At 64.6% G+C, this 26,781-nt stretch carries 25 protein-coding genes and 1 tRNA gene; 20 read left to right on the top strand and 6 right to left on the bottom strand.

The features are described from left to right. Window positions 1-20: 20 nt before the first annotated feature. From phaR to V6B15_RS06065, 4 genes are read left to right on the top strand one after another with little or no spacing between them, the layout of a single operon-like run. Window positions 21-563 carry a polyhydroxyalkanoate synthesis repressor PhaR gene (phaR, locus tag V6B15_RS06080; RefSeq protein ID WP_334200429.1) on the top strand — a complete coding sequence of 181 codons (543 nt, stop codon included), beginning with the start codon at window positions 21-23 and terminating at the stop codon, window positions 561-563. Between the two features lie 49 nt (window positions 564-612). Beyond that, window positions 613-2,154, top strand: coding sequence for a proline--tRNA ligase (gene proS / locus V6B15_RS06075; RefSeq protein ID WP_334200428.1), 1,542 nt, complete (start codon window positions 613-615; stop codon window positions 2,152-2,154). 33 nt (window positions 2,155-2,187) lie between these two features. Continuing rightward, the gene (rnr, locus tag V6B15_RS06070; protein ID WP_334200427.1) at window positions 2,188-4,506 is read left to right on the top strand and encodes a ribonuclease R; all 2,319 of its coding nucleotides are present in this window, start codon (window positions 2,188-2,190) and stop codon (window positions 4,504-4,506) included. Between the two features lie 46 nt (window positions 4,507-4,552). After that, entirely contained in the window at window positions 4,553-5,074 is a 522-nt protein-coding gene (locus V6B15_RS06065; protein WP_334200426.1) for a peroxiredoxin-like family protein, read from the top strand. Window positions 5,075-5,078: 4 nt separating this feature from the next. On the opposite strand, the gene V6B15_RS06060 is transcribed toward V6B15_RS06065, so the two are convergent. After that, window positions 5,079-5,531, bottom strand: a complete 453-nt coding sequence (locus V6B15_RS06060; protein ID WP_334200425.1) for a universal stress protein — start codon at window positions 5,529-5,531, stop codon at window positions 5,079-5,081. Window positions 5,532-5,662: 131 nt separating this feature from the next. On the opposite strand from V6B15_RS06060, the gene V6B15_RS06055 reads away from it, so the two are divergent. From V6B15_RS06055 to V6B15_RS06030, 6 genes are all read left to right on the top strand, one after another. Further along, the gene (locus tag V6B15_RS06055) at window positions 5,663-6,985 is read left to right on the top strand and encodes a pyruvate dehydrogenase complex dihydrolipoamide acetyltransferase (protein ID WP_334200424.1); all 1,323 of its coding nucleotides are present in this window, start codon (window positions 5,663-5,665) and stop codon (window positions 6,983-6,985) included. A gap of 411 nt (window positions 6,986-7,396) precedes the next feature. After that, a complete protein-coding gene (locus V6B15_RS06050) occupies window positions 7,397-7,774 on the top strand; it encodes an acyl-CoA thioesterase (protein WP_334200423.1) in 378 nt (125 codons plus the stop codon). A 152-nt stretch (window positions 7,775-7,926) separates the two neighbouring features. Further along, window positions 7,927-8,268, top strand: coding sequence for an endonuclease domain-containing protein (locus V6B15_RS06045; RefSeq protein WP_334200422.1), 342 nt, complete (start codon window positions 7,927-7,929; stop codon window positions 8,266-8,268). Between the two features lie 171 nt (window positions 8,269-8,439). Next, window positions 8,440-9,855, top strand: coding sequence for a dihydrolipoyl dehydrogenase (gene lpdA, locus V6B15_RS06040; RefSeq protein WP_334200421.1), 1,416 nt, complete (start codon window positions 8,440-8,442; stop codon window positions 9,853-9,855). Window positions 9,856-9,892: 37 nt separating this feature from the next. Then, window positions 9,893-11,752, top strand: coding sequence for a cation:proton antiporter domain-containing protein (locus tag V6B15_RS06035; protein WP_334200420.1), 1,860 nt, complete (start codon window positions 9,893-9,895; stop codon window positions 11,750-11,752). A 47-nt stretch (window positions 11,753-11,799) separates the two neighbouring features. After that, the gene (locus V6B15_RS06030) at window positions 11,800-11,982 is read left to right on the top strand and encodes a hypothetical protein (RefSeq protein WP_334200419.1); all 183 of its coding nucleotides are present in this window, start codon (window positions 11,800-11,802) and stop codon (window positions 11,980-11,982) included. 10 nt (window positions 11,983-11,992) lie between these two features. On the opposite strand, the gene V6B15_RS06025 is transcribed toward V6B15_RS06030, so the two are convergent. After that, window positions 11,993-12,082 (bottom strand) — tRNA-Ser (locus V6B15_RS06025). 126 nt (window positions 12,083-12,208) lie between these two features. On the opposite strand from V6B15_RS06025, the gene V6B15_RS06020 reads away from it, so the two are divergent. The 10 genes from V6B15_RS06020 (at window position 12,209) to mazG (ending at window position 21,117) form a co-directional block, all read left to right on the top strand. Further along, window positions 12,209-13,231: a lytic murein transglycosylase gene (locus tag V6B15_RS06020; RefSeq protein ID WP_334200418.1), complete on the top strand. Its 1,023-nt coding sequence runs from the start codon at window positions 12,209-12,211 to the stop codon at window positions 13,229-13,231. Continuing rightward, a complete protein-coding gene (locus V6B15_RS06015; RefSeq protein ID WP_334200417.1) occupies window positions 13,215-14,210 on the top strand; it encodes an SPOR domain-containing protein in 996 nt (331 codons plus the stop codon). Before V6B15_RS06020 ends, V6B15_RS06015 begins: the two co-directional genes overlap by 17 nt. 64 nt (window positions 14,211-14,274) lie before the next feature. Further along, window positions 14,275-15,405, top strand: coding sequence for a D-alanyl-D-alanine carboxypeptidase family protein (locus V6B15_RS06010; RefSeq protein WP_334200416.1), 1,131 nt, complete (start codon window positions 14,275-14,277; stop codon window positions 15,403-15,405). Next, window positions 15,402-16,040, top strand: a complete 639-nt coding sequence (gene tmk / locus V6B15_RS06005) for a dTMP kinase (protein WP_334200415.1) — start codon at window positions 15,402-15,404, stop codon at window positions 16,038-16,040. Before V6B15_RS06010 ends, tmk begins: the two co-directional genes overlap by 4 nt. Then, window positions 16,040-16,990, top strand: a complete 951-nt coding sequence (locus V6B15_RS06000; RefSeq protein WP_334200414.1) for a DNA polymerase III subunit delta' — start codon at window positions 16,040-16,042, stop codon at window positions 16,988-16,990. Before tmk ends, V6B15_RS06000 begins: the two co-directional genes overlap by 1 nt. Next, window positions 16,983-18,542, top strand: a complete 1,560-nt coding sequence (gene metG, locus V6B15_RS05995) for a methionine--tRNA ligase (protein ID WP_334200413.1) — start codon at window positions 16,983-16,985, stop codon at window positions 18,540-18,542. The genes V6B15_RS06000 and metG overlap by 8 nt, the downstream gene beginning before the upstream one ends. Next, entirely contained in the window at window positions 18,542-19,318 is a 777-nt protein-coding gene (locus V6B15_RS05990; RefSeq protein ID WP_334200412.1) for a TatD family hydrolase, read from the top strand. The genes metG and V6B15_RS05990 overlap by 1 nt, the downstream gene beginning before the upstream one ends. After that, window positions 19,315-20,082 carry an MBL fold metallo-hydrolase gene (locus V6B15_RS05985; protein WP_334200411.1) on the top strand — a complete coding sequence of 256 codons (768 nt, stop codon included), beginning with the start codon at window positions 19,315-19,317 and terminating at the stop codon, window positions 20,080-20,082. Before V6B15_RS05990 ends, V6B15_RS05985 begins: the two co-directional genes overlap by 4 nt. Further along, complete coding sequence (locus V6B15_RS05980) at window positions 20,079-20,246, top strand: hypothetical protein (RefSeq protein WP_320180208.1); 168 nt, start codon at window positions 20,079-20,081, stop codon at window positions 20,244-20,246. Before V6B15_RS05985 ends, V6B15_RS05980 begins: the two co-directional genes overlap by 4 nt. A 106-nt stretch (window positions 20,247-20,352) precedes the next feature. Further along, window positions 20,353-21,117, top strand: a complete 765-nt coding sequence (mazG, locus tag V6B15_RS05975; RefSeq protein WP_334200410.1) for a nucleoside triphosphate pyrophosphohydrolase — start codon at window positions 20,353-20,355, stop codon at window positions 21,115-21,117. Here the strand turns inward: mazG and hflX are convergent. From hflX to V6B15_RS05955, 4 genes are all read right to left on the bottom strand, one after another. After that, complete coding sequence (gene hflX / locus V6B15_RS05970; protein WP_334201332.1) at window positions 21,114-22,409, bottom strand: GTPase HflX; 1,296 nt, start codon at window positions 22,407-22,409, stop codon at window positions 21,114-21,116. The genes mazG and hflX overlap by 4 nt on opposite strands. Before the next feature lie 17 nt (window positions 22,410-22,426). Continuing rightward, on the bottom strand, window positions 22,427-22,966 hold the full coding sequence (gene hfq, locus V6B15_RS05965) for an RNA chaperone Hfq (protein ID WP_334200409.1): 540 nt from the start codon (window positions 22,964-22,966) through the stop codon (window positions 22,427-22,429). Window positions 22,967-23,133: 167 nt separating this feature from the next. After that, window positions 23,134-24,519 (bottom strand): nitrogen assimilation response regulator NtrX, encoded by a 1,386-nt coding sequence (gene ntrX, locus V6B15_RS05960; RefSeq protein ID WP_334200408.1) that lies wholly within the window; start codon window positions 24,517-24,519, stop codon window positions 23,134-23,136. A gap of 6 nt (window positions 24,520-24,525) precedes the next feature. Next, entirely contained in the window at window positions 24,526-26,757 is a 2,232-nt protein-coding gene (locus tag V6B15_RS05955) for a sensor histidine kinase (protein ID WP_334200407.1), read from the bottom strand. Window positions 26,758-26,781: the final 24 nt, after the last annotated feature.

The raw sequence follows: 26,781 nt of genomic DNA, 5'->3' as shown, positions 1-26,781 counted from the left end.
CAATTGGGGAGCATGCGAGAATGGCCAAGCGGACCGCCGAGGGCGAACCGATCATCATCAAGAAGTACGCCAACAGGCGGCTCTACAACACCGATACGAGCAGCTACATCACGCTGGACGATCTGGCGAAGATGGTCCGCGAGAATGTCGACTTCAATGTCCTCGATGCCAAGTCGGGCGACGATATCACGCATACCATCCTGACCCAGATCATCGTCGAGGAAGAAAGCCACGGCACGCACATGCTCCCGGTCAGCTTCCTGCGCGACCTGATCAGCATGTATGGCAATTCGATGCAGGCGATGATGCCGAGCTATCTCGAAGCCAGCATGGCGAATTTGCACCGCAACCGCGAACAGATCCAGTCGGCCTTCGCCAAGGGCATCGAAGCCAATCCGCTCGCGAAAATGGCCGAGGCCAATTTCAAGATGATGCAGAATGCCGCCGAGGCGTTCATCCCCGCCGCGTCCAAGTCCCCCAGGCCCGAACAGCCCGATGACCTTGCCGAGATGCGCGCGCAGATGGCCGCGATGCAGAAGAAGCTGGACGAGATGAGCAAATGACGGCATCGGCCCGCGCGCCGCTCCGACCAGCAATTACGGGATATTGACCGTGGCCCAGATCCGCCATGCTTTGAACACGCGCCGCGACGATGATTTCGCCGCCTGGTACCAGGACGTTATCAGCTCCGCCGAAATGGCCGAGGAATCGGGCGTGCGCGGGTGCATGGTGATCCGCCCGTGGGGCTTCGGCATCTGGGAGCGCATGCAGCGCCTGCTCGACGACCGGATCAAGGCGACGGGGCATGAAAACGCCTATTTCCCGATCTTCATCCCGCTGTCGAACTTCGAGCGCGAGGCTGAGCATGTCGAAGGCTTTGCCAAGGAAATGGCGGTGGTCACGCACCACCGGCTGATCGCGGGCAAGGACGGCGGGCTGATCCCCGATCCCGAAGCCAAGCTGGAAGAACCGCTGGTCGTGCGCCCAACCTCGGAAACGATCATCGGCGATGCCATGGCGCGCTGGATCCAGAGCTGGCGCGACTTGCCGCTCAAGCTCAATCAATGGGCCAATGTCGTGCGCTGGGAAATGCGCACGCGCATGTTCCTTCGGACCAGCGAATTCCTGTGGCAGGAAGGCCATACCGCGCATGCCGACGAAGCCGAGGCGAAGGACCACACGCTGACCATGCTCGAGGTCTATCGCGCTTTCGCCGACGAGGACCTCGCGCTGGCGGTGGTGCCCGGTGAAAAGCCCGAGAACGAGCGTTTTCCGGGCGCGGTCGAGACCTGGTCGATCGAGGCGATGATGCAGGACGGCAAGGCGCTGCAGGCGGGCACCAGCCATTATCTCGGCACCAATTTCGCGCAGGCTTCGGGCATCAAGTACCAGAACCGCGAAGGCGGCGAGAGCCTCGCGCATACCACCAGCTGGGGCGTATCGACGCGAATGGTCGGCGGTGTGATCATGACGCATGGCGACGACGACGGCCTGCGCCTGCCGCCCAAGATCGCGCCGCAGCAGGTGGTGATCTTGCCGATGCTGCGCGACAAGCCCGAAGACCAGGCGCTGATCGATTATTGCGAGGTGCTGCGCGCCACGCTGGCCGGCCAGAGCGTGCTTGGCGAACCGCTGCGCGTGCTGCTCGACACGCGGCCCGGCAAGGCGGCGCAGAAGCGCTGGGACTATGTCCGCAAGGGCGCGCCGGTGATCGTCGAGGTGGGCGGGCGCGACATGGACAATGGCGTCGTCAGCATGCTGCGCCGCGACCGTTTGTGGGACGCGGAGACGGGCAAGCCCGCCTTCGAGAACCCGACGCGTGAAGCCGCAGGGGAGGCCATCCCCGCAATCCTCGCCGACATGCAGGCAGTGCTGCTAGCCCAGGCTGCCGAGCGCCGCGATGCGAACATCACCCACGGGGTCACCGATTTCGCCGAGGTGGAAAAGCATTTCTCCGCCTCGCGCTATCCCGGCTGGGTCGAGGTGCAATGGTCGAAGCCGACCGGCGCCGCGCTGGAAAGGGTCGTCGAGCGGCTGAAGGACCACAAGCTCACCATCCGCAATGTGCCGATCGGGGCCGAGGCGGTCGATGGCGCGTGCATCTTCACCGGCGAACCCGCAGTGGAACGCGTGCTGCTGGCCAAGGCGTATTAGGCACCCCGTGACATGGGGGCTTGCCGTCCCCATATGGCGCGCATGACAAAACAGAACACGAACCGGCGGCGTCAGGGGATGCCGTCGAAAGAACAGATACTCGAATTTATCCAGACCTCCGACACGCCCGCGGGCAAGCGCGAAATCGCCAAGGCCTTCGGCCTCAAGGGTCAGGAAAAGATCACGCTGAAAAAGCGTCTCAAGGACATGGCCGAAGAAGGCCTCATCGACGGCAAGCGCACTGCCTATCACCGGATGGGCGGCGTGCCCAAGGTGACCGTGCTCAAGGTCGTCGCGATCGAGGATGGCGAAGTAATTGCCGAGCCCGAGAACTGGGCCCCCGACAGCAAGGAAAAGCCGCCGCGGCTGGTGGTGCGCGAAACGACCAAGATGGCGGCGCTGAAGCGTGGCGACCGGATCCTCGCGCGCAACGAGGAAACCAGTGACGGCTGGCGCGCTACGCCGATGAAGAAGCTTCCCGCGCGCACCGAAGGCATGATGGGCGTCGTCGAATTCGATGGCGCGGGCAAGCCATGGCTCGCTCCGGTCGACAAGCGCGTGCGCGAAAGTGCGCCGATCGGCGATCTGGGCGAAGCGCAGGAAGGCGAGCTGGTGCTGGCCGAACGCATGGGCAAATCCGCCCGCGCGAAGGTCGAGGTGGTCGAGGTGATCGGCGATCCGCTGGCACCCAAGGCGTTCAGCCTGATCGCCATCGCCAAGCATGGCATCCCGCATGTCTTCTCAAGCGAAACCATCGCAGAGGCGGAACGCGTGGTCGACCTGCCGCTCTCGCCCGACCATCGCGAAGACTTGCGCGACATCCCCATCGTCGCGATCGATCCTGCCGATGCACGCGATCATGACGATGCGATCTGGGCCGAGCCCGACGGGAAGGGCGGTTACCGCGCGATCATCGCCATCGCCGATGTCAGCTATTACGTCCGCCCCGGCGGCGAGCTGGACCGCGAGGCGCGCAAGCGCGGCAATTCGGTCTATTTCCCCGACCGCGTCGTGCCGATGCTGCCCGAAGTGCTCAGCGCCGATGTCTGCAGCCTCAAACAGGATGTCGACCGCGCGGCGATGGCCTGCCACATAAGCATCGACAAACACGGCAAGGTCACCGAATGGCGCTTCACCCGCGCCATCGTCCGCCTCGCCCAGAACATCGCCTATGAAGACGCGCAGGCCGCAATCGATGCGGGCGATGCGCCCGAATATCTGCAGAACCTGTGGGGTGCGTGGAAGCTGCTGTTCAAGGCGCGGCAGGCACGCGACCCGCTCGATCTCGAACTGCCCGAACGGCAGGTCCGCCTCAATGACGAGGGCGTGATCGAGGAAATCGCGATCCGGGAACGGCTGGACGCGCATCGCGTGGTCGAGGACTTCATGATCGCCGCCAATGTCGCGGCGGCCAAGGCGCTCGAGGCCAAGTCCGCGCCGGTGGTCTACCGCGTCCACGAACAGCCGAGCCGCGAGAAGCTGCTCGCCTTCCGCGAATATCTCGCCACGCAGGGCAAGAAGTTCGCGCTGGGCCAGGTGATCACGCCGGGGCTGTTCAACCGCATGCTCAAGGACATTTCCGAACCAGCGGAAAAAGCGCTGATCATGGAAGCGGTGCTGCGCAGCCAGACGCAGGCGTTCTACGGGCCGCAGAACGCGGGCCACTTCGGCCTCTCGCTCGGCAGCTATGCGCATTTCACCTCGCCGATCCGGCGGTATGCCGACCTGCTGGTGCACCGCGCGCTGGTCGATGCCTACAAGCTCGAACAGCCCAAACCCAAGGTCGACCTGCCCGAAAGCTCGGGTCTGTCCGACCGCGACAAGACCGCGCTGCACCAGATCACCGACGCGATCAGCCAGACCGAACGCCGCGCGATGGAGGCCGAACGCGACACGATCGACCGCTATGTCGCGGCCTGGCTCTCGGGCCGCGTGGGCGAGACCTTCGACACGCGCATCACCGGGGTGCAGGGCTTCGGCTTCTTCGCCACGATCGAGAAACTCGGCGGCGACGGGCTGGTCCCGGTCAGCACGCTGGGGCGAGAATATTTCAGCTATGACGAAGGCGCGCGCAAGCTCGTCGGCGAACGCAGCGGCACCGAATATGCCGTGGGCGACCGGCTCAAGCTCAAGCTCGCCGAAGCCAATGCGCTGACCGGCGCGCTCAAGTTCGAAGTGCCCGACAGCGATGGCGCGGGGATCGAACCACGCGGCAACCGCGCCCCGGAAAAGAAGCGGACGCACCAGAACAAGGGCCCGAAGAAGGGGCAGGGTGCCCCGCGCCAGTCGCACCCCGCAGGCAAGCGCGGGCGGCCGGGGAACATCCGCCATCAGGGGCGCAAGAAGAAGTAACGGAACGCGCCGGGGGGCGGCTCATTGGGTTGGTGAAGGAGCCTTCATGACCCAGCTTACCCCCGGCCAGCCCGTCCCCGATCTCGACCTGCCGCTCACCATCGATGCGCGCTTCGAACTGTCGAAGCAGCAGCCCGAGGCGTTCACCATGCTGGTGTTCTACCGCGGCAAGCATTGCCCGATCTGCAGGAAGTACCTTACCGAGCTGAGCGGCAAGCTCGACCAGTTCACCGACAAGGGCATCAATGTCTTTGCCGTGTCGATGGACAGCCCCGAACGCGCCGCGGTCAGCCATGAGGAATGGGACACGGGCGATGTCCCGCTGGCGCATTCGCTGAGCGAGGACAAGGCCCGCGAATGGGGCCTCTACATCAGCGAAAAGCGTGACGGCAGCGAGGAACCCGACATCTTCTCCGAACCGGGGCTGTTCCTGGTAAAGCCCGATGGCACGCTGCATTTCGCCGTGGTCCAGAACGCGCCGTTCACGCGGCCCGATCTCGATGACCTGCTGAGCGGTATCAGCTTCACGCTGGACAAGGATTATCCGACGCGCGGCACGCTGAGCTGATCGCTCAGGCGAGTCGGTCGATGTCTTCGCGGCTCAGCCCGCCGGGGACGAGGTAGAGCGGGCAGGGCAATTGCCCCGCATGCGCCGCGAAATGCGTCACCAGCGGGCCCGAGCCGCCCTCGGCATGCGTCGCCAGCACCAGCGCGGCGATATTGCCGGGCTCGTCGATATATTTGCGGATGACATCGGCGGGTGATCCCGGCCGCACCGCGATGGTGGGCATCTTGCCGCTTTCGGCAAAGATGTTGCCCGCGGCGGAATTGGCCATCACCTCGGCGCGTTCGCGCGCTTCCTGTTCGATCGTCGCCTGGACCCCGCCGAAGGCGTTGAAGGTCTGCTGCGGCACGAGCGCGAGGATATGCACCGATCCGCCGGTCTTCTGCGCGCGCAGCGAGGCAAACCGCAGCGCCTGCTTGGCCTCCTCGGTCTCGTCCATCACGACAAGGTATGTGCGCATAATTGCTCCCCGATCCTTGCGCGCGGGTTACCCGTAAATTCGTATTCTGCGCAAGGACCTTGCAGCGCAGGGGCATCTTCGGCAGAGGTCGCGGCACAACTCTCTCCCCAGCGAGGACGTAACGTCAGACCATGCCCACGCCGATCAAGATGCCCGCCCTGTCGCCCACCATGGAGGAGGGCACGCTCGCCAAATGGCTGGTAAAGCCGGGGGACAAGGTCGAGGCCGGCGACATCATGGCCGAGATCGAAACCGACAAGGCGACGATGGAATTCGAGGCCGTCGATGAAGGCACGATTGCCAGCATCGCAGTCGAGGAAGGCAGCGAGGGCGTAAAGGTCGGCACCGTGATCGCGATGCTCGCCGAGGAAGGCGAGGATCTCGACGAAGCGGCCGCTGCGGCGCCGGCTGATACGACGAGCGAAGCGGAAAGCGAGCCAGAAGCCACCCCCGCTAAGTCCGAAGAAAAGGACGTCGTCCCAGCGCAAGCTGGGACCGCCAACGGGTCCGCGCAGCCGAAAGCGACCCCGGCTTCCGCTGGGGCGACGGGCAAGGATCGCATCATCGCCTCGCCGCTCGCGCGCCGGATCGCCGAACAGAAGGGCGTTGATCTTGCGGGCGTGACCGGCTCCGGCCCGCGCGGCCGGATCATCAGGGCCGATGTCGAAGGGCTCGAAGCCGGGGCGGCCCCCGCGAAGGCCGAAGCGTCTGCGCCCGCGGCCAGCGCGCCGCCCAGGCCCGCGACGCTCGGCGGCGATCTCGATGCGCCTTATGAAGCGACCAAGCTCAACAATGTCCGCAAGGTCATCGCGCGCCGCCTGACCGAAGCCAAGCAGACGATCCCGCATATCTACCTCACCGTCGACGTGCGGCTCGATGCGCTGCTCGACCTGCGCAAGCAGCTCAATGCCAGCCTCGAGGCGGACGGCGTCAAGCTCTCGGTCAACGATCTGCTGATCAAGGCGCTCGCCCGCGCGCTCCAGCGCGTGCCCGCATGCAATGTCAGCTTCCAGGGCGACGAGCTGTACCAATATTCCCGCGAGGATATCTCGGTCGCGGTCGCCGCGCCCTCGGGTCTGATCACCCCGATCATCCGCGATGCGGGCAGGAAGGGTCTCGCGCAGATCAGCACCGAGATGAAGGAACTGGCGACCAAGGCGAAGGACAACAAGCTGCAGCCGCAGGAATACCAGGGCGGCACCGCCAGCCTGTCCAATCTCGGCATGTTTGGCACCAAGCAGTTCGACGCGGTGATCAACCCGCCGCAAGCGATGATCCTCGCGGTCGGCGCGGGCGAACAGCGCCCGCATGTGATCGACGGCGCATTGGGCGTCGCCACCGTAATGAGCGCAACCGGCAGCTTCGACCACCGCGCCATCGACGGCGCCGACGGCGCGCGACTGATGGAGGCTTTCCAGCAACTGTGCGAAAACCCGATGGGGCTGGTGGTTTGAGCAACACTAGGCAGCTCCTCTCCTTCTTTTTCATAGCGATCGGTGTTTCAGCAGCGCTTGCTTACATCGGCGGTTTTTGGTCGGTCATGGATGGTTCAGTAGGGTCGAATTTCGCTTGGGAATATCTCGCTTTTGGACCGATCTATCTGGCTCCCTTTTATGCAATTTTTCTTGTTCTCGGTGGTCTGTTAGTCGGTTTGCCTGCCTTGGGCGTATTACGGAGCACGGGACGCTCTACTAACCCTCGCTGGCTCATTCCCGTCGGTCTGATTTCCGGGGGCGTGACAGGCCTCATTTTTTTTGGGCTATGGCTGGGTCCAGAAACTGGGGGCACCGGAGGACTCTTTGGCGCCCTCGGAGGCGTCATGTCAGCTGCCGCGTGGTATCTAAGCGTCGAAAGGTATCTCGAAGATGCCTGACCGCTCCCCCATGATCCGCGTCACCGCAATGCCCACCGACCTCAACCCCTATGGCGGGGTGTTCGGCGGGTGGCTGATGAGTCAGATGGCGCTCGGCGCCGGTTCGCTCGCAAGCCGCGAGGGGCAGGGCAAGGCGGTGGTCGTCTCGGCAAGTGATTTCGCCTTTCCCGGTGCGATGCAGGTGGGTGACGAGCTGTCGGTCTATTGCGATATCGCCGCGACCGGTAACACCTCGCTCACCATCACCGCCGAAGCCATCGCCCGCGAGCGCAATGGCGAAGCCGAAACCCGAGTGGCGCAGGGCACGTTCAAATTCGTCCTGCTCGACGAAAACGACCGGCCCCGCGCGGTGGCGGAGCGGTGGGCTTGATAGGAATGTCGCAGCCCCCTCTCCCCGACCCTCTCCCGCAAGGGGAGAGGGGGACGGTGAACGCCTCTCCCCTTGCGGGAGAGGAAGGGGCCCGCCGCGCAGCGGTGGGAAGGAGAGGGGGCAAGCGTGACCTTCTTCCCCTGGCCAAACGCATGCGGCGCGAGCCGACCGAGGCGGAGACCCGGCTATGGTCTATCCTGCGCGCGGGTCGGATGGACGGCGCCAAATTCAAGCGCCAGGAGCAGATCGGCGACTATATCGTCGACTTCGTGTGCTTCGCCGAGAGGCTGATCGTCGAGGCGGACGGGTCTCAGCATGTCGAGAACGCCGCTGATCAGGCGCGCGATGCGTGGCTGAAATCGCAGGGCTTTCGCATTCTGCGGTTGTGGAACAACGATATCCTGCGCGACACCGATGCGGCGGGCGAAGCGATCCTTGCTGCGCTTCGGCCCCCACTCCCCAACCCCTCTCCCGCGAGGGGAGAGGGGCTATGAGCGCTGTCCTACAGGCCCGGGCCCATGCGATACGCACCCGCATGACCCGCACGCATTCCCCGCTCCGGACCGCCGCACATCGCGGTCCCGCGCGAACCGGATTTTCTTCGCTTGGACCGTGTAACGCCCGGTCCATGTCTGCGACCAAACGAGAGACTACAGAGACGAATCATGGCTGACACCAAATACGACGTCATCGTGCTCGGCAGCGGCCCGGGCGGCTATGTCGCGGCGATCCGCTGCGCGCAGCTGGGGCTCAAGACCGCCATCGTCGAGCGCGAACTGCTTGGCGGGATTTGCCTCAACTGGGGCTGCATCCCGACCAAGGCGCTGCTGCGTTCGGCCGAGATCCTGCATTATGCGCAGCATGCCAAGGATTACGGGCTCAAGATCGCGGGCGCGATCGAGGCCGATCTCGAAGCGGTGGTGAAGCGCAGCCGCGGGGTCGCCAATCAGCTCAACCAGGGCGTCACGCACCTGATGAAGAAGAACAAGATCGCGGTGCATATGGGCGAGGGCACGCTGACCGGCCCGACCAGCCTCACCGTGAAAGGCGAGAAGGGCGAGGAAAAGCTCACCGCCAGCCATGTGATCGTCGCCACCGGCGCGCGCGCGCGTGACCTGCCCTTCGCCCCTGCCGACGGCAAGCGCGTGTGGACCTATCGGCACGCGATGACGCCCAAGGAAATGCCGAAGAAGCTGCTGGTGATCGGCAGCGGTGCGATCGGGATCGAGTTCGCCAGCTTCTACAACGACATGGGCGTCGATGTGACCGTGGTCGAAATGCTCGACCGCGTGGTGCCGGTCGAGGACGCGGAGGTCTCGGCCTTCCTCGAGAAGAGCCTCACCAAGCAGGGCATGACGATCATAACCGGCGCTGGCGTCGAGGACCTCAAGGTCACCGCCAAGGGCGTGACCGCCAAGATCAAGGACAGCAAGGGCAAGGTAAGCGAGACCGAATTCAGCCATTGCATTACCGCTATCGGCATCGTCCCGAATACCGAGAATGTCGGGCTGGAAAAGCTGGCCGAAATGGACCGCGGTTTCATCCAGATCGACGATTACGGGCGCACCAAGTCGAAGGGCCTGTGGGCGATCGGCGACTGCACGCCCGGACCGTGGCTGGCGCATAAGGCGAGCCACGAGGGCGTCACCACTGCCGAAGCCATCGCCAAGGAACTGGGCAACAAGGACGTCCACCCGCACCCGCTCGACCGCGCCAACATCCCGGGCTGCACCTATTGCCGCCCGCAGATCGCCAGTGTCGGGCTGACCGAGGCGAAGGCGAAGGAAGCGGGCCGCGCAGTGAAGGCGGGCACCTTCCCTTTCATCGGCAACGGCAAGGCCATCGCGCTGGGCGAGGCCGAGGGCTTCGTGAAGACCGTGTTCGATGCGAAGACCGGCGAACTGCTCGGCGCGCATATGATTGGCGCCGAGGTCACCGAGATGATCCAGGGCTTCGTCGTGGGCAAGACGCTCGAGACCACCGAGGCCGAGTTGATGCAGACGGTGTTCCCGCATCCCACGATCAGCGAATCGATGCATGAGAGCGTGCTTGCGAGCTATGGCCGCGCGCTCCATATCTGAGGCCTGACACGCGCCGCGGCGCGAGGGGGATGACAGCGTGACCGGTTTCCTGATCCTGGCTTTCCTGATCCTCCTGGCCGGGGTCCTCGCGGTGCCGCTGGCCACCCGCCTCGGGCTTGGCTCGGTGCTCGGCTACCTGCTTGCAGGCATGGCGATAGCGCCGCTGCTCGCAGCGCTGTCGGTCGATGTCGAGGCGCTGCAGGTCTTCGCCGAATTCGGTGTGGTGATGATGCTGTTCATCATCGGGCTCGAAATGGAACCCAAGCGGCTGTGGGCGATGCGCGGCAAGCTTGCCGGGCTCGGCGGCGGGCAGGTGGTGCTGACCACGCTGGTGCTGACCGGTATCGCGCTGCTCGCCGACCAGCCCTGGCAGACCGCGCTGGCGGTCGGCATGGTCCTCGCGCTCAGCTCGACCGCGATCATCGTCCAGACGCTGACCGAAAAGGGGCTGATGCGCACGCAGGGCGGCGAGGCCAGCTTCTCGGTGCTGCTGGTCCAGGATGTCGCAGTCATCCCGATCCTCGCGCTGGTGCCGCTGCTCGCGCTGCCCGAGCTTGCATCACTGGCCACAAGTCACGGCGAGGGCGGGGCGCATGGCGGGATCGACCTTACCGCGCCCATGTCGATCTGGATCGCGGCGGCGACGCGCGTAGGCGCGGTGGCGGCGGTGATCGCCATCGGCATCTTCGCGATCCGCCCGCTGTTCCGCTACATCGCGCGCGCCAATCTGCGCGAACTGTTCACCGCCGCCGCACTGGTGGTGGTGATCGGGATCGCGCTGCTGATGTCGCTGGTCGGCCTGTCGCCCGCGCTCGGCGCCTTCATTGCCGGCGTGGTGCTCGCGACCAGCGAGTACCGGCACGAGCTCGAAAGCGACATCAACCCGTTCAAGGGGCTGCTGCTGGGCCTGTTCTTCATCACCGTGGGGGCGGGGATCGACTTCGGCCTCGCCGCGACGATCTGGGATTCGGTGCTGTTCTGGGCCGCGGTCACCATCGCTGCCAAGATGGCGGTGCTGCTGGTCGTCGGCTGGCTCTACGGGCTGCGGCATCAGGCGCTGTGGCTGTTCTGCCTCAGCCTCCCGCAGGCGGGCGAGTTCGCCTTCGTACTGATCGCCTTCGGCGTCGCCAATGCGGTCTTCGCCCCCGAGTTCGCCGCGCAGCTCTTGCTCATCGTCGCGTTGACCATGCTCGTCACCCCGCTGCTGTTCATCGCCTATGACAAGCTGATCGCGCATGCCTATTGCGCGGGGCAGGGCGACCGCGAAGCCGATGCCATCGACGAGGATAATCCGATCATCATCGCCGGGCGCGGACGGGTCGGCGGGATCGTCGACCGGATGCTCGATGCCTCGGGCCACCGCGCCACGGTGATCGACTACAACAGCGAGCATCTCGAGGTCCTGAAAAAGTTCGGCGTCTCGACCTATTACGGCGATGCCACCCGGCCCGACCTGCTCGCCAGCGCGGGGATCGAACGCGCGCGTATCCTCGTGGTGGCGCTCGACGAGCGCGAGCAGATCGACAAGCTGGTGCGCTATGCCTGCGCCAACTTCCCGCAATTGCACGTGGTCGCGCGCGCCAAGGACCGCGACCATGTCTATCACCTGTGGGCGATGGGTTGCCGCGACATCGTCCGCGAAACCTACGACAGCAGCCTGCGGATGGGCCGTTCGGTCTATGAGGCGCTGGGCTTCGATCGCCAGTCCGCCATCGCCATGGTCGAGGCCTTCGAGACCATGGACCGGACCTCGATGCGCGATGTGGCCGATACCTATCGGCTCGACATCCCTGCCTACGAGAACGAGGAACTGCTCGCCAAGATCAGGGAACTCAAGGCCGAATGGGACCCCAAGCTGCGCGAGGCGATGGACGAGATCGCTGCGCGCGGCCGCTAGACGCAACTTGTCGGCATGACGGGCGTTGAGGGGGAAAGGAGACCATGATGACCATTACCGAACGCGATACGCCGCAAGCCCAGGACGACGTGGCACAGGACGCCGATGACAGCAAGACGATCAAGGATCACAAGGCGTTGCAGAACCAGTCATCGATCGATCCGGAGGACTATCCGAAGGGCGATCGCAAGGCCCAGTCGCTGGTCCGCAAACCGGGCGACGAGGACTGACCGGAGATCGTGGCGGAGAGGGTGGGATTCGAACCCACGAAGGGCTTGCACCCTTGCCGGTTTTCAAGACCGGTGCATTCAACCGCTCTGCCACCTCTCCGCGAGCGCGGCGCTAGCTAGTCAAATCGCCGCGGCTTGTCACGCATTTCCAGGAACAGGGGCGGGAGGTTTCCCGTAAACGACGAATGACACTTGCCGTTCAGCTTCGCTCTGCGACAATCAGCGCATGATTTTCCGACGCTTGCTCGCTGCCCTCGGGGCCATCGCCCTCTCGCTCCCCGCTATCCCCGCCCAGGCGCAGGAGGGGTTGAGCTTCGACGCGTACCTCCAGCTGCTCATGGCGCGGGCGAGGGCCGAAGGGGTGGGCGAGGGCACGCTCCAGCGGATGACCGCAGGGCTCGCGCCCAATTACCGGGTGATCGAACTCGACCGCGGCCAGCCCGGCGCGCCCACCAGCACGGGCTATCCGCCGCTCGCGCCCTACATCGCTTCGCATGTCGATGCGGCGCGCATTCGCGGCGGCCGTGACGCGCGGGCAAGCTGGTCGGGATCGTTGCGCGCGATAGAGCGTGAATATGGCGTCCCCAGCGAGGTGCTCGTCGCGATCTGGGGGCATGAAACCGCCTATGGCGCGGTGAAGGGCGGGTTCGACCTGTCGCAGGCGCTGGCAACGCTCGCCTGGGAAGGGCGCCGCCGCGAGCTCTTCTCGAGTGAGTGGGTCGCGCTGATGAAAGTGGCCGACAAGGGTTATTCGCGCGGCGAGCTCAAGGGCAGCTGGGCGGGCGCCTTCGGCAATCCGCAATTCCTGCCGTCGGTCTATCTGCGGCTCGCTACCGACGGGAATGGCGACGGACGCGCCGATATCATGAACAACGGCGCCGATGCGCTGGCATCGATCGCGAACTACTTCCGCGATGCCGGCTGGCGCACTGGCCAGCCCTGGGGCGTGCGCGCTTACCTGCCCTCGGGCTTCGATGTCGCTGCGCATCGCACGCGCATCGTCGCCCCGGTGTGTTCACGCGTCCACGAGCGGCACAGTGTCTACAGGTCGGTCGCCGAATGGCGCGCATTGGGCGTCCAGCCCCAGCGTGCGCTCGACGAGAATACGCTCGTCACACTGTTCCAGCCCGACGGTCCGGGAACACCGGCCTGGCTCTTAACCTCGAATTATCGGGTGATCCTCGAGTATAATTGCTCGAACTATTACGCGATGAGTGTAGGGCTGCTGGCCGATGAAATTGCCAATTAGGATATCGTTCGCCTCGGTCGCGGGTCTCGGGCTGCTCAGCCTCGGCGCCTGCGCCAGCACCGCGCAGACCGCTTCCGGTCCGGTGGAGCGCTCGATCGCAAACGGACCGGCGGCGGATTATCCGGTGGTGGTCGGCGATCCATTCACGGTGGACGGTATCACCTACACCCCCGTCGACACGATGAATTACGACCAGGTCGGCTATGCCACCATCGACGAGCCCGGCGCTGCGGGCGTCACGGGCGCGCACCGCACATTGCCGCTGCCCAGCTATGTCGAAGTCACTGCGCTCGACACGGGACGCACCGTGCTCGTCCGGATCGAACGGCGCGGACCGATGACCAACGACCGCCTCGTCTCGCTTTCCGAAGCGGCCTTGGCGCAGCTGGGCGTTGGCGAAGGTGCGCCGGTGCGGATGCGCCGGGTCAATCCGCCCGAAGAGCAACGCGCGCAGCTGCGCGCCGGGGGCGAGGCACCGCCGAAGATGGATACGCCTGCGGGCCTGCTCGAAGTGCTCAAGCGGCGCTTGCCCGAACGCGGTTCGGCGCCGCTGGGCGATGCAAGGCAGGCACAGGTCAGTGGCACCGCGCCGGTTCCCGGTGCTATCGCCACGCTCGACCCCGACGAGGAAGCTGCGCTGGCCCCGACCCAGGACGATCCCGATAGCCCGCCGGCTCCCGCCGAAGATAGTGCGGTTACCCGCCCCGAACTGCCGATGGCGGTCGAGGGCGGCCCAGCGCGTGCACCGCTGATGGTCCCGGTGACCGCGGATGGGACTTACACGGTCCAGCTCGGCGCCTTTTCGGTTCGCGCCAATGCCGACCGGCTGGCGCGCGAGGTCCAGGGCTATGTCGAGACCAGCGGCAATCTCGCGCTTGTTCGGGTCGGCCCCTACGCCACCCGTGGACAGGCGGAGCAGGCGCTCGCCAAGCTGCGCGAGCGCGGTTATAGCGACGCGGAAATACGTTCACTCGACTGATACGCCGCGGCTCTCGCCCGGCACGGGAGCAAACTTGCGTAATTGCCTGAATTCGCTGGCTGTATTGGCAACAGCCCTCGTCGCTTCACCGCTCGGTGCACAAAGCGCACCGGGCGCGCGGATCCCGCCCGCAGAGAATGCGCCGATCGCCTACCTGCTCGACGCGTCGAGCGGGCAGATCCTCTACGCGCGCGATATCGACCGCCGCTTCATGCCCGCCTCGATCACGAAGGTCATGACGACCTTCCTCGCCTTCGAATGGATGGAGGAGGGGCGACTGTTCCCGCAGCAGGTCTATGGCGTCCGGCCCGACACCTTTGGCAAGTGGCACCGCAAGGGATCGACCATGTTCCTGCCTGCCGATGCGCGGGTGACGGTTGACGATCTGCTCCACGGCGTAACCACCGTCTCCGCCAATGATGGCGCCGTCGTTCTTGCCGAAGGCGCTGCCGGATCGGTCGACGACTGGGTTGCCGCGATGAATGCCAAGGCGCGCGATATCGGCATGGCGGATAGCCATTTTGGCAATCCCAATGGCTGGATGGACGACGGCAAGACCTTCGTCACGGCGCGCGATCTGGGGACACTGGCGCAGGCCATGGTGACCCGCCATCCGACGAAATACCGCCATTTCGTGGGCGCGAAGGGCCTCAAGTACAACGGGATCGAGCAACGCAATCACGACCCCATCATCGGGGTGGTGCCGGGAGCGGACGGGATCAAGACCGGCTACACCAACCAGGCGGGGTTCGGCTTCCTCGGCTCGGCGCAGCGCGACGGGCGGCGGCTGGTCATGGTCGTTGCCGGCAGCCCGGGTGGGCGGGAGCGCAATGCAGCCTCGCGCCAATTCATCGAATGGGGTTTCCAGCATTTCGACAGCCGTGTGCTGTTCACCAATGGTGCGCGCATCGCCAGCGCCCGCGTGCAGCAGGGCGGCGCGGGCGAAGTTGGGCTCACCGCGGCGGGGCCGGTGCGGATATCGGTGCCCAAGGGAACCGAGCCCGAGGTTTCGCTGGCGCTGCGCTATGAAGGCCCGTTGCAGGCGCCGATCGCCAAGGGCGAGGAAGTCGCCGAGCTGATCGTCTCGATCGAGGGCATGCCCGACCACCGCGTCCCGCTCGTCGCCAGCGAGGAGGTGCTCGAGGCAACCATGCTCCAGCGCGTCTTCAATGCCATGCGGAGCTGGGTCGCTTGAGCCGCGGGACATTCATCGCCTTCGAGGGCGGGGAGGGCATGGGCAAATCCACCCAGGCGCGCCTGCTCGCCGAGCACCTGCGCGAACAGGGCCATGAGGTCGAGCTGACGCGCGAACCGGGGGGTACGCCGGGTGCCGAAGCGATCCGCGCCCTGCTTCTGGCACCGCCGGGCGAGGGATGGACGTTGGAGGCGGAAGCGCTGCTGTTCGCCGCCGCGCGCGCCGACCATGTCGCACGCCGGATCAGCCCTGCGCTCGATGCCGGCGCCTGGGTGGTGTGCGACCGTTTTCTCGATTCGAGCCGCGCCTACCAGGGCATGGCCGGAGGACTGGGCGACGCCAGCGTGACCGCGCTCCACGACATCGGCAGCGCGGGCCTGCTGCCCGATCTGACGATCGTCATCGACGTCCCGCCGGCAGATGTCGCAGCACGGCTTGTGCAGCGCGATGGGGCAACCAGCGATGCGATCGGCGGGCGCGCGGCCGACTATCACGCGTCGGTCAATGCCGCCTTTCTCGAGTTTGCGCGCAGCGAACCCGGACGCTTCGCGATCGTCGATGGCAGTGGGACGGTCGATGAGGTCCACCAGCGTGTTCTCGGTGCCGTTAAGCGGCACTTCGGGACGGCTTCCTGATGCTGCTCGGTCACGAGACCGCCTGGCGCGAATGGCGCGAGGCGCTCGGCGGGGAGCGGATGCATCATGCCTGGCTGCTCGCCGGCCGCCGTGGACTTGGCAAAGCCACCTTCGCGCTGGCCGCAGCCCGCGCGCTGGTCCGCGCCGGCGAGGGGGACCCAGCGCATCATCCCGACATCCATACGCTGACCTACGGACCCAAGGACGACAAGGAAGAGCGTAAGCGCGCCGATGGCAAGCCTTTCGAGCAGGCACGCAGTATCCGGATTGCGCAAATCCGCGCCATGCAGACCCGCCTCAGCACCCGGCCGACCCTGGGCGAGCGCCGCGCGATCATCATCGATCCCGCCGACGACCTCGAGCGGAACGCAGCAAATGCGCTCCTCAAGAGCCTCGAGGAACCACCGGTGGGCACGTTCTTCCTCTTGGTTGCGCACAGTCCCGCACGCTTGCTCCCGACAATCCGCTCGCGCTGCCGGGTGCTGCGCTTCCCGACGATTCCGGACATGGACATGGATCGGCTGCTCGCGGATCTTGCCCCCAACGCAGACGATCTGACACGCGCGGCGGCCATCGCCGCCGCAGCCGGATCGCCCGGCGCAGCACTCCAGTTCGTCGACATGGAGCTCGGCAAGGTCGCACAGGCGATGCGCAATATTCTCGACCGCGGCGACCCCGACTTCCAGCTGCGCGGCACGCTCGCCGGGCTGATCGGCGCCCGGCCCGACCGCGACCGGATCCGTGCCGTGCTCGAACTGGCGCGCTCGGTCGTCGCGCAGCGGCTCGACCCCAGCCTCGCCGATCCGCGTCCGGTGATCGATACGCATAGCGAGCTGGTCCGGCTCACGGGCGAACAGCCAACCTATAATTTCGACGCCGGATTGCTCGCGATGGAAATCGGCACCTTGCTCGCCAACGCCGCTACGGCTAGCGAGCGGGCCGATGGCTGAACCCTATTATCTGACGACCGCGATCCACTATCCCAATGGCAAGCCGCATATCGGCCATGCCTATGAGACGATCGCGGCCGACGTAATCGCCCGCTTCCAGCGCCTGCAAGGGCGCGAAGTACGCTTCCAGACCGGCACCGACGAACACGGGCTGAAGATGGCGCAGAAGGCGCGCGACCTGGACGTTACGCCGCGCGAACTGGCCGATGAAATGTCCGGACATTTCAGGGAATTGTTCGATATGTTGAACATTTCCTATGATCGCTTCATCCGCACCACCGATGCCGACCACCACCGCGCGAGCCAGGCGATCTGGCAGGCGATGGAGGCCAAGGGTGATCTCTACCTGGATCGCTACGAGGGGTGGTACTCGATCCGCGACGAGGCGTATTACGACGAGAAGGAACTGGTCGAAGGCGAGGGCGGACAAAAACTGTCGCCGCAGGGCACGCCGGTCGAATGGACCGAGGAAGAAACCTGGTTCTTCCGCCTGTCGAACTATGCCGAGCCCCTGCTCGAATTGCTCGCCAAGCCAGGCTTCATCGAGCCGGCGAGCCGCCGCAATGAAATGATCGCGTTCGTCGAACGCGGACTGCAGGACCTATCGGTCAGCCGGACGAGCTTCGACTGGGGCGTGAAGGTCCCCGGCGACGACGCGCATGTGATGTATGTCTGGGTCGATGCGCTGACCAATTACATCACCGGTGTCGGCTATCCCGATGGCGGCGAGATGTGGGAGAAATTCTGGCCCGTCGATTTGCACCTGATCGGTAAGGACATCGTCCGTTTCCACACGATCTACTGGCCCGCCTTCCTGATGAGCGCCGACCTGCCGCTGCCGAAAAAGGTGTTCGGGCACGGCTTCCTGCTCAATCGCGGGGTTAAGGAATCGAAATCGGCGGGCAATGTCACCGACCCGATGGCACTCGCAGAGACCTTCGGCGTCGATGCGCTGCGGTACTTCCTGATGGCCGAGGTCACCTTCGGGCAGGATGGTAGCTATTCGGCGGAAGCGCTTGTAAACAAGGTAAATGCCGAACTCGCGAACAGCTTCGGTAACCTCGCGCAGCGCACGCTGTCGATGATTGCCAAGAATATGGACGGCAAGCTCGAGAGTTTCAGCCCGGCAGCGGACGACAAAACGTTGCTGGCCAAGGTCAGCGAAGCCTGCGCCGAAATTCTGCCGCGCGAGTTTGAGAGCCTCAACTTCTCGGTCGGGATCGAAGCCTGGCTCAATGCGGTTTACGCCTGCAATGCCTATGTCGACGAACAGGCGCCCTGGGCGCTCAAGAAGACCGATCCCGAACGCATGAAAGCCGTACTGCAAACGCTGTTCATCGCCATTCGCGACCTCGCCATCGCTATCCAGCCCGTGGTCCCCGAAAAGGCCGGCGCGGTGCTCGATCAATTGGGGATTGCGGGTGACCGGCGGAACTACGCCGATCTCGCCGATACGGCATGGTTCGAAGGGCTCGCGGCTACGGGCCACACGATCGACAAGCCGACTCCCGTCTTCCCGCGGCTCGAGCTGGTGCAAGAGGAGGCAGCCTGATGCTTGTCGATAGCCATTGCCATCTCGAATACGAAGGTCTGGTCGAAGATCAGTCCGCAGCGCTCGACCGTGCGCGCGGGGCAGGGGTCGAGGCCTTTCTCAACATCTCCACCAAGCGGGCCGAATGGGATCAGGTCGTCGGGACCGCGCAGGCAAAGGCAGATGTCTTCGCCAGCGTGGGTATCCATCCGCATAACGCCGACGACCACCTCGACCTGACGCGCGCCGAATTGCTCGAAGCCACGCGCGATCCCAATGTCATCGGGATCGGCGAGACCGGGCTCGATTATTATTACGACCATTCCGACCGCGTAGCACAGCAGCGCCTGTTCCGCCTGCACATCGACGTCGCGCGCGAAGTGCAGTTGCCCGTCATCATCCATACGCGCGATGCGGAGCAGGATACGCTGGCGATCCTCGAGGACGAGCTGGGGAAGGGGGCCTTCCCCGCGCTGATCCACTGCTTTACCGCTTCGGCAGAATTCGGCGAGCGGGTGCTCGAACTCGGCCTGTCGGTTTCGATCTCCGGCATCGTGACCTTCAAGAATGCGAAGGACTTGCAGGCATTCGCCAAGGATATCCCGCAAGATCGGCTGCTGGTCGAAACCGACAGCCCGTTCCTCGCGCCCGTTCCGCACCGCGGCCGGCCGTGCGAGCCAGGATTCGTGCGCGACACTGCGCAGTTCCTTGCCGGTCTGCGCGGGGAAAGCCTTGAGAGCCTGGCGGCCTATACGACACGCAACTTCTACGCGCTCTTCAGCAAGGCGGCCGCGTGAAGGTACTGATGCTCGGGTCCGGCACGTCCACCGGGGTGCCGCGGATTGGCAATGACTGGGGCGAGTGCGATCCCGCCGAGCCGCGCAACCGGCGCTCGCGCGTGTCGGTGATCGTCGAAAACGACGCCGGGCAGAAGATCCTTGTCGACACCTCGACCGATTTGCGGGCACAATTGCTCGGCAACAATATCGAGAAGGTCGATGCGGTGTTCTGGACGCATGACCATGCCGATCACTGCCATGGAATCGACGATTTGCGGGTCATGCGCTACGACCGCAGCAATCCCTTGCCGGGCTTCGCCAGCAGCGTGACCTGCGAGCGGCTGCGGCGGCGGTTCGACTATGTCTTCGAAGGCCAGTTCGGCTATCCGACAATGGTATCGCTCAAAGATATCAAGGATGTTCAACTGGTTGCGGGGTTTTCCTTCGACCATGTCGAAATGCCGCACGGACCGGTGACGAGCACGGGTTTTCGCTTCGATGCCGACGGCAAGTCGATCGTTTATGCGACTGATTTCAGCGAGATAACGCCTGCGATGGTCCGCTGCTTCGCGGGCGCGGATATCCTCGTGGTCGATTGCCTGCGCAGGCGACCGCATCCCACGCATGCGCATCTCGACATGGCAATCGACCTCGCGCGCAAGGCGAAGGTCAAACGAACCGTGCTGACGCATATGGACAAGAGCATGGATTACCGCAGCCTGTGCGCGGACGTGCCGGACCATGTGACGGTCGGCTTCGACGGACTGGAGATGACCGCGTGAACGAACACCAGATTGTCTCGCTGATCTCGCTGACAGGCTTCCTGGTTCTGGTTGCCGCCGGGTTTCGGGCGCGCGAGGTCGGCTGGAGGAAGGGTTTCTTCATGGCGGGCGCGTGGGCCGGCATATTCGCGGTGGTGATCCTGTTCATCGATCTGGCTCGCTAGACCGGTCTTCATTTAACATATTATATATTATCACACTCACATTCGCGCCGTGGATGCCGCTTGGGTAGCCCTTCCGATTGCTACCCCTCGGCGGTAAGTCTTGGTCATGTCCAAACAAACCGACCGACTCCTCGCCATCATGGCGCGCCTGCGCGATCCGCAAACCGGGTGCGAATGGGACGCGGCGCAAAATTTCGCGACCATCGCGCCGTATACGATCGAGGAAGCGTATGAGGTCGCCGACGCGATCGAACGCAGCGACATGGACGATCTGCGTGGAGAGCTTGGCGACCTGCTGTTCCAGGTCGTCTTTCACGCCCGCATGGCCGAGGAAGCCGGCGCCTTCACTTATGCCGATGTCGCGCGCGATATCTGCGACAAGATGGAAGCGCGGCATCCGCATATCTTCGGCAATGAAGGCGGCGTGATGGAAGACAGCCGGTGGGAAGATCTCAAGGCGGCCGAGCGTGAAGCATCGGGCGCGACCAGCGCGATGGACGGCGTCGCCAAGGCGCTGCCCGCCTTGCTCCGCTCGCACAAGCTACAGAAACGCGCGGCGCGCGTCGGGTTCGAATGGCCCGATAACGTCGGCCCGCTCGAAAAACTGAAAGAAGAACTGGCGGAACTCGACGAGGCCCAAACCGACGAGGAGCGCCTGCTCGAAGCTGGCGATGTCCTCTTCGTCGCAGTCAATATCGTGCGCCGCTACGGCGTCGACCCGGAGCAGGCCTTGCGCGCCTCCAATGCCAAATTCGAACGCCGTTTCAAGATGATGGAACAGCTATCCGAGAACGAAGGTGAGGATTTCGCCGCGCTCGACCTCGATCGGCAGGAAGAATACTGGCAGCGCGCCAAGCGCGAAACCGGCTAGGCCAGCGCCTCGTACTGCCCCAGTTCCTTGGGGTTTAGCCTTACGGTGATCTGCCGCGAACCGCCGTCCTCGCTCTCGATATCCTCGATCACTTCACCATGCGCGTGCAGCCAGGCGATCCGGCGTCCATCGCCCGCCGGAACCTCGAAGGTCCGCAGCGCGGCGTTACGCGTCAGCATCTCGCCCAAGCGTTCGAGTAGCATATCCACCCCCTCGCCGGTCAGCGCCGATGTGGTGACGATATCCTCGTTCGCCTCGGCCTGGGCGGCCAATTCCTCGGCCAGCGCCGGCTCAAGCTGGTCCCATTTGTTCCACACTTCGAGGATCGGGATCGAGGATGCCTCCCCTTCCCCCTCGATCACATCGAGATCGCGCAGGATCTGCAGCACCTGCGCTTTTTGCGCAGCGGTCGAGGGGTTGGAAATATCGCGAATGTGGCAGATGACGTCGGCCGAGGTGACTTCCTCCAGCGTCGCGCGAAAAGCGGCGACCAGCTGTGTCGGGAGATCGGAGATGAAGCCCACCGTATCCGACAGGATCGCCTTCTCCACCCCCGGCAGGGTGATCGCGCGCATGGTCGGGTCGAGCGTGGCGAACAGCAGGTCTTCCGCCATCACCGCAGCCCCGGTCAGGCGGTTGAACAGCGTCGATTTGCCCGCATTGGTGTAGCCGACCAGCGCCACCACCGGCCATGGCGCACGTTCGCGGCGTTCGCGATGCAACCCGCGCGTCTTGCGGACCTGTTCGAGTTCCTTGCGCAGCCGCCCCATGCGCTGGCGGATCATCCGGCGGTCGGCCTCGATCTGGGTTTCACCCGGACCGCCGAGGAAGCCGAAGCCACCGCGTTGGCGTTCGAGGTGAGTCCAGCTGCGCACGAGGCGGCTTTGCTGGTAATCGAGATGCGCGAGCTCGACCTGCAACCGGCCTTCGGCAGTCGCCGCACGCTCGCCGAATATCTCGAGGATCAGTCCGGTCCGGTCGATGACCTTGCGGGCGAGCTTTTCTTCCAGATTGCGCTGCTGGATCGGGCTCAAAGCGCCGTCCACGACGACAAGCTCGGCCTCGTTCTGCTCGCAGGCGATGCGGATATTGTCGACCTGCCCTGCCCCGAACAGCAGGTTCGGGCGCACTTCGCGCACCGGCAGCACGAAGCTGTCGGCAATGGCAATGCCGATCGCCAGCGCCAGCCCCTCGGCTTCGGCAAGCCGCGACTGCGCGTCGAGATCATAGGCCATCCCGCGGATATCCGGGCACACAATTAGTGCCCGCGCCCCGCGCGAAACCTCGCCCATCAGGTCATCGTCGAAGCTCAGCTTTCGTCTTCTTCCCACTCCTCGGTCAAATCGACCGGAGTGGCTGGCTGGATCGTCGACACGGCGTGCTTATAGGCCAGCTGGACGTAGCCGTCGCGCTCGAGCAGCATGCAGAAGAGGTCGTATGCGGCGATCCGCCCCTGCAGCATGACCCCATTCACGAGGAACATGGTCACCTGGGCTTCGGCCTGGCGCACCCGGCTGAGGAAAACGTCCTGCAACAGGCGCTGCTTGGCGGACGAACCCTGGCTGGCGAATTGCGTGGTATCGACCGGCTGCGAAGGCATGATCGTGCTGATCGCATGCTTGTAGACAAGCTGCGACTGGCCATCGCGGCGCAGCAGGATCGAGAAATTGTCGAACCACGTGACGATGCCCTGAAGCTTGACGCCCTTGACCAGAAACATGGTCACCGGAGCCTTGTTCTTGCGGAGCAGGTTGAGGAAGGCGTCCTGCAGGTTGGCAGGGCGGCTTGCCGGGCCCGTTTCGGGCGATTTTGGGCGCGGTCGTGCCGAAAGTGTTCGATCGCCGGACATGTACTTTTCCCATTTTTGGCAGCCCGTGGAAAGGCCGCAATCTGGGCGCCCACCACGCCCGAGTGTATCCGCAAATCTTCGCGGACCTGCCTATTGTGGAAGACAATCCCAAGTAGCGCAACGGATTCCTTGTTTTGTCAGACAATGCCCTACTTTCGCGGGACGCGTCAGTTCTTCCGCTCCGGCCCCTTGCGCTCGACCATACCCAGCAGCTTGAGTTTGCGGTGCAGCGCCGAGCGTTCCATCCCGATGAAGTTCGCGGTCTTCGAGATATTCCCCGAAAACCGGCGGATCTGCACGGTCAGATATTCGCGTTCGAAGTTCTCGCGCGCTTCGCGTAGCGGGGCGCCCATCATCGCCCCCACGCCGCCGCTGCCGCTGGCCTTGCCGCCAAGCACTTCTTCGGGAAGCATGTCGACCTCGATCCGTTCGAGGCTGTCGCGCGGGGTCAGGATGATCGTGCGCTCGACCACATTGCGCAGCTGGCGCACATTTCCAGGCCAGTCATAGGCCTGAAGTGCGGCCATCGCCTCTTCGCTGATCGTGGGCGGCCGCAGGCCCTGCTCGGTCGCATAGCGGGCAAAAAAGCTGTCGGCGAGCGCGGGGATATCGTCGCGCCGCGCGGCGAGCGAGGGGACTTCGACTGGAACGACGTTGAGCCGGTAGAACAGATCCTCGCGAAAGCGCTTCTCCTCCATCTCACCGGCCAGATCGCGCGAGGTGGAGGAAACGACGCGCACATCGACGCCGATCTGGCGTGTCCCGCCGACACGGACGAAGCTCTGCTCGGTCAGCACGCGCAGGATGCGGGCCTGGGTCGACAGCGGCATGTCGGCCACTTCGTCGAGATACAGCGTGCCCCCATCCGCGGTTTCCAGCAGTCCCGGGCGGACCAGCTTGCCATCGGCTTCCTCGCCGAACAGTTCCTCTTCGAACCGCTCGGGCGTAATCCGCGCAGAATTGACGATGACGAAAGCCTTGTCCGTCCGCGCGCTCCAGCTGTGGAGCAGGCGCGCGGCGACTTCTTTCCCCGCGCCGGCCGGACCGGTCACCAGTACCCGGCTTCCGGTGCTGGCGACCCGCTTGAGCGTGGCGCGCACGGCGTTGATGACTGCCGAGTTGCCGGTGAACTCGTCGCCCTGCCCCTGGTTCTCGCGCAACCGGGTGTTCTCGCGGCGCAGGCGTTCGGTCTCGGTGGCACGCTCGACCAGATGCAGGAGGCGCTCGGCCTCGAACGGCTTCTCGATGAAATCGACCGCACCGCGGCTGACCGCGCTGACCGCAGTGTCGATATTGCCGTGGCCCGAAAAGATGATCACCGGCAGGTCGGGCTCGCGCGCCTTGATCGCGTCGAGCACTTCCAGCCCGTCCATCGGGCTGCCGTGCAGCCACACGTCGAGCAGGACCAGGCTCGGCCGCTTGTCGTCGATCGCCTCGAGCGCCGAAGTGCTGTCGCCCGCGGTGCGGCATTCATAGCCCTCGTCGCTGAGCACTCCGGCAACCAGTTCGCGGATGTCGCGTTCGTCGTCGACGATGAGAATATCCAGCGCCATGCGTCCCTATCCTTCTTTTTTCATGCTTGTCTGCGCGTCGCCATCGAGGGCGAGCGGATCGCGCGCGAACCGCATGGTCACGCGCGTGCCCCCGGTGTCGACCGAGGTGAATGTCATTTCGCCGCCGTGTTCCTCGACGATCTTGTTGACGATCGCGAGCCCGAGGCCGGTGCCCTTCTCGCGCGTCGTCACATAGGGTTCGAGGATGTTCACGCGGTCCTGCGGCAGGCCGATGCCATTGTCCTCGATCGACACGGTGACGTCCTCGTCGCCGGGCTCGACCTCGACCGTGATCTTGCCGCGGTAATCGACATCGGCAGTATGCGCCTTCGCCTCGATCGCCTCATAGGCGTTCTTGAGCGTATTGGTCAGCGCCTGCCCCAATTGATGCCGGTCACACTGGATCCGCACCGGAGGAACTGCGGTGGTGTGGAAGCGGTAATCCACGTTCTGATGCGCCACTTCCTGCAGGAACAGCGACTGGCGGATAAGGTCGATCGCATCCTCGGTGCGGAAGGTCGGCTTGGGTAGCCGCGCGAAGCTGGAAAACTCATCGACCATCTTCCGCAGGTCGCCGACCTGCCGCACGATCGTATTGGTAAGCTCGTCGAACAGCTCGCCATCGATTTCGATCTGCTTGCGATAGCGCCGCTTGAGGCGTTCGGTCGCGAGCTGGATCGGCGTCAGCGGATTCTTGATCTCATGCGCGATCCGCCGCGCCACATCGGACCAGGCGGCCTGCCGCTGGTCGAGCAATTGGCGGGTAATGTCCTCGAAGGTGATCACATGGCCATCGCTTTCGGGGCCGATCTTGACCGCCAGCGTGAGCAGTTCGCCATTGCGACTGTGCGAGATGACCCCTCGCAAGAGACCCGCGCGGACCATCGCACCGATCTGCGGGGCAAGCTCGTCGAGTGTCTCGGGCAGATGCCCTTCCCCGGTCTCGTTGCCGAGCATCGCCTGCGCACCGGCATTCATCAGCAGGACATTGAGATCGGCATCGACCGAGATGATCCCCGCACTGACCGATTCCAGCACCGCCTCGATGAAGCTGCGGCGCTCTTCCAGCTCGGTATTGGCTGAGAGCAGCGCGTCGGTCTGCTTTTCGAGCTGCGCGGTCATGCGGTTGAAAGCACGGTTGAGCAGGCCGATTTCATCCGCCCCGGTGCGCCCTTCGACTCGCAGCGCGAAATTGCCCGCCCCCACCTTATGTGCCGCCGCCACCAGCTCGGTCAGCGGCTCGACCTGGCGGTCGGCAAAGCGCAGCGCAAACCACACCGCCAGACCAACCAATGCGAGCGAAACGAAGAACAGCGCCAGATTGAACCGCAACTGCAGCGCGCGCGCCCGTTTGGTCAATTCGTCATAGGCGGTCGAGATCGAGCGCGCCGATTGCCAGCTGCGGAACGAGCCCGCTTCCGCATTACGCGCAGTATAGAGATAGATCCCGGCGGCGCGATCGATCGGCGCGACCGCTTCGATCCGCTCGGCGCTGCCGCGCACCGCCACCTGTTCGCCGCTAGACAACCGTTCCAGCGAGTTCTGCGCGAAGGCGCGTGGATCGCTGGTTTCATTGAGACCGTAAACCACCGCAGTGCGCATCGAACCATCGGGCATCGCCTGGAGGATGGCGCTCTCTATCACATCGCGCGGTTCGGCCTGGTATTGATAGACGAGCGCAAAATTGGGATCGGTCACTTCGACGCGGCCGAGGATGGCGCGCATGTCCATCGCCATCGAGATCGTCTCATTGCCGAGATCGAGCTGGTTTTCCTCGTAATATCCTTCGGCCAGCTGGTTGGCATTCTCCATCAGCCCGCGCGAATTGTCCGAGAACCAGAAATCCACCCCCGACTGGAACAGGAAGGCAGCAAAGCCCGCGACCAGCAGCGTCGGCACCGCCGCAATCAGCGAGAAGAAGAACACCAGCCTGACATGCAGCCGCGCCGTGCTTCCGGCTGCACGCTTCAGCGCCACGCGCCGGCCCGCCAGCACCAGCAGCGCCATGGCGGGAATAAGCGTGCCGATAAGCAGACCTGCGACCTGGCGCGATGGCAGCAATGCACCATCGGGCGGCGCATTGGTGAAGGTGGCCCAGGTGCTGGCCACCATGATCAGGAAAGTAACCGCTGCAGTGACTTCGATATAGCCAAACAGGTTCTGCCGCCGCGAGGTAACCACGAACCTGCGCCACCAGCGCGGTATCTGCCGCCTTGTTCCTGCTATGCTTGCCGTCATCGTGGCGCACATACAACGGGACTG

Origin of the sequence: Qipengyuania sp. Mu-71, assembly GCF_036867055.1 — a bacterium.
Classification (GTDB): Bacteria; Pseudomonadota; Alphaproteobacteria; order Sphingomonadales; family Sphingomonadaceae; genus Qipengyuania; species Qipengyuania profunda.
Note: the sequence above shows the minus strand (reverse complement) of the source record. Positions and strands in the feature narration are given on the sequence as shown.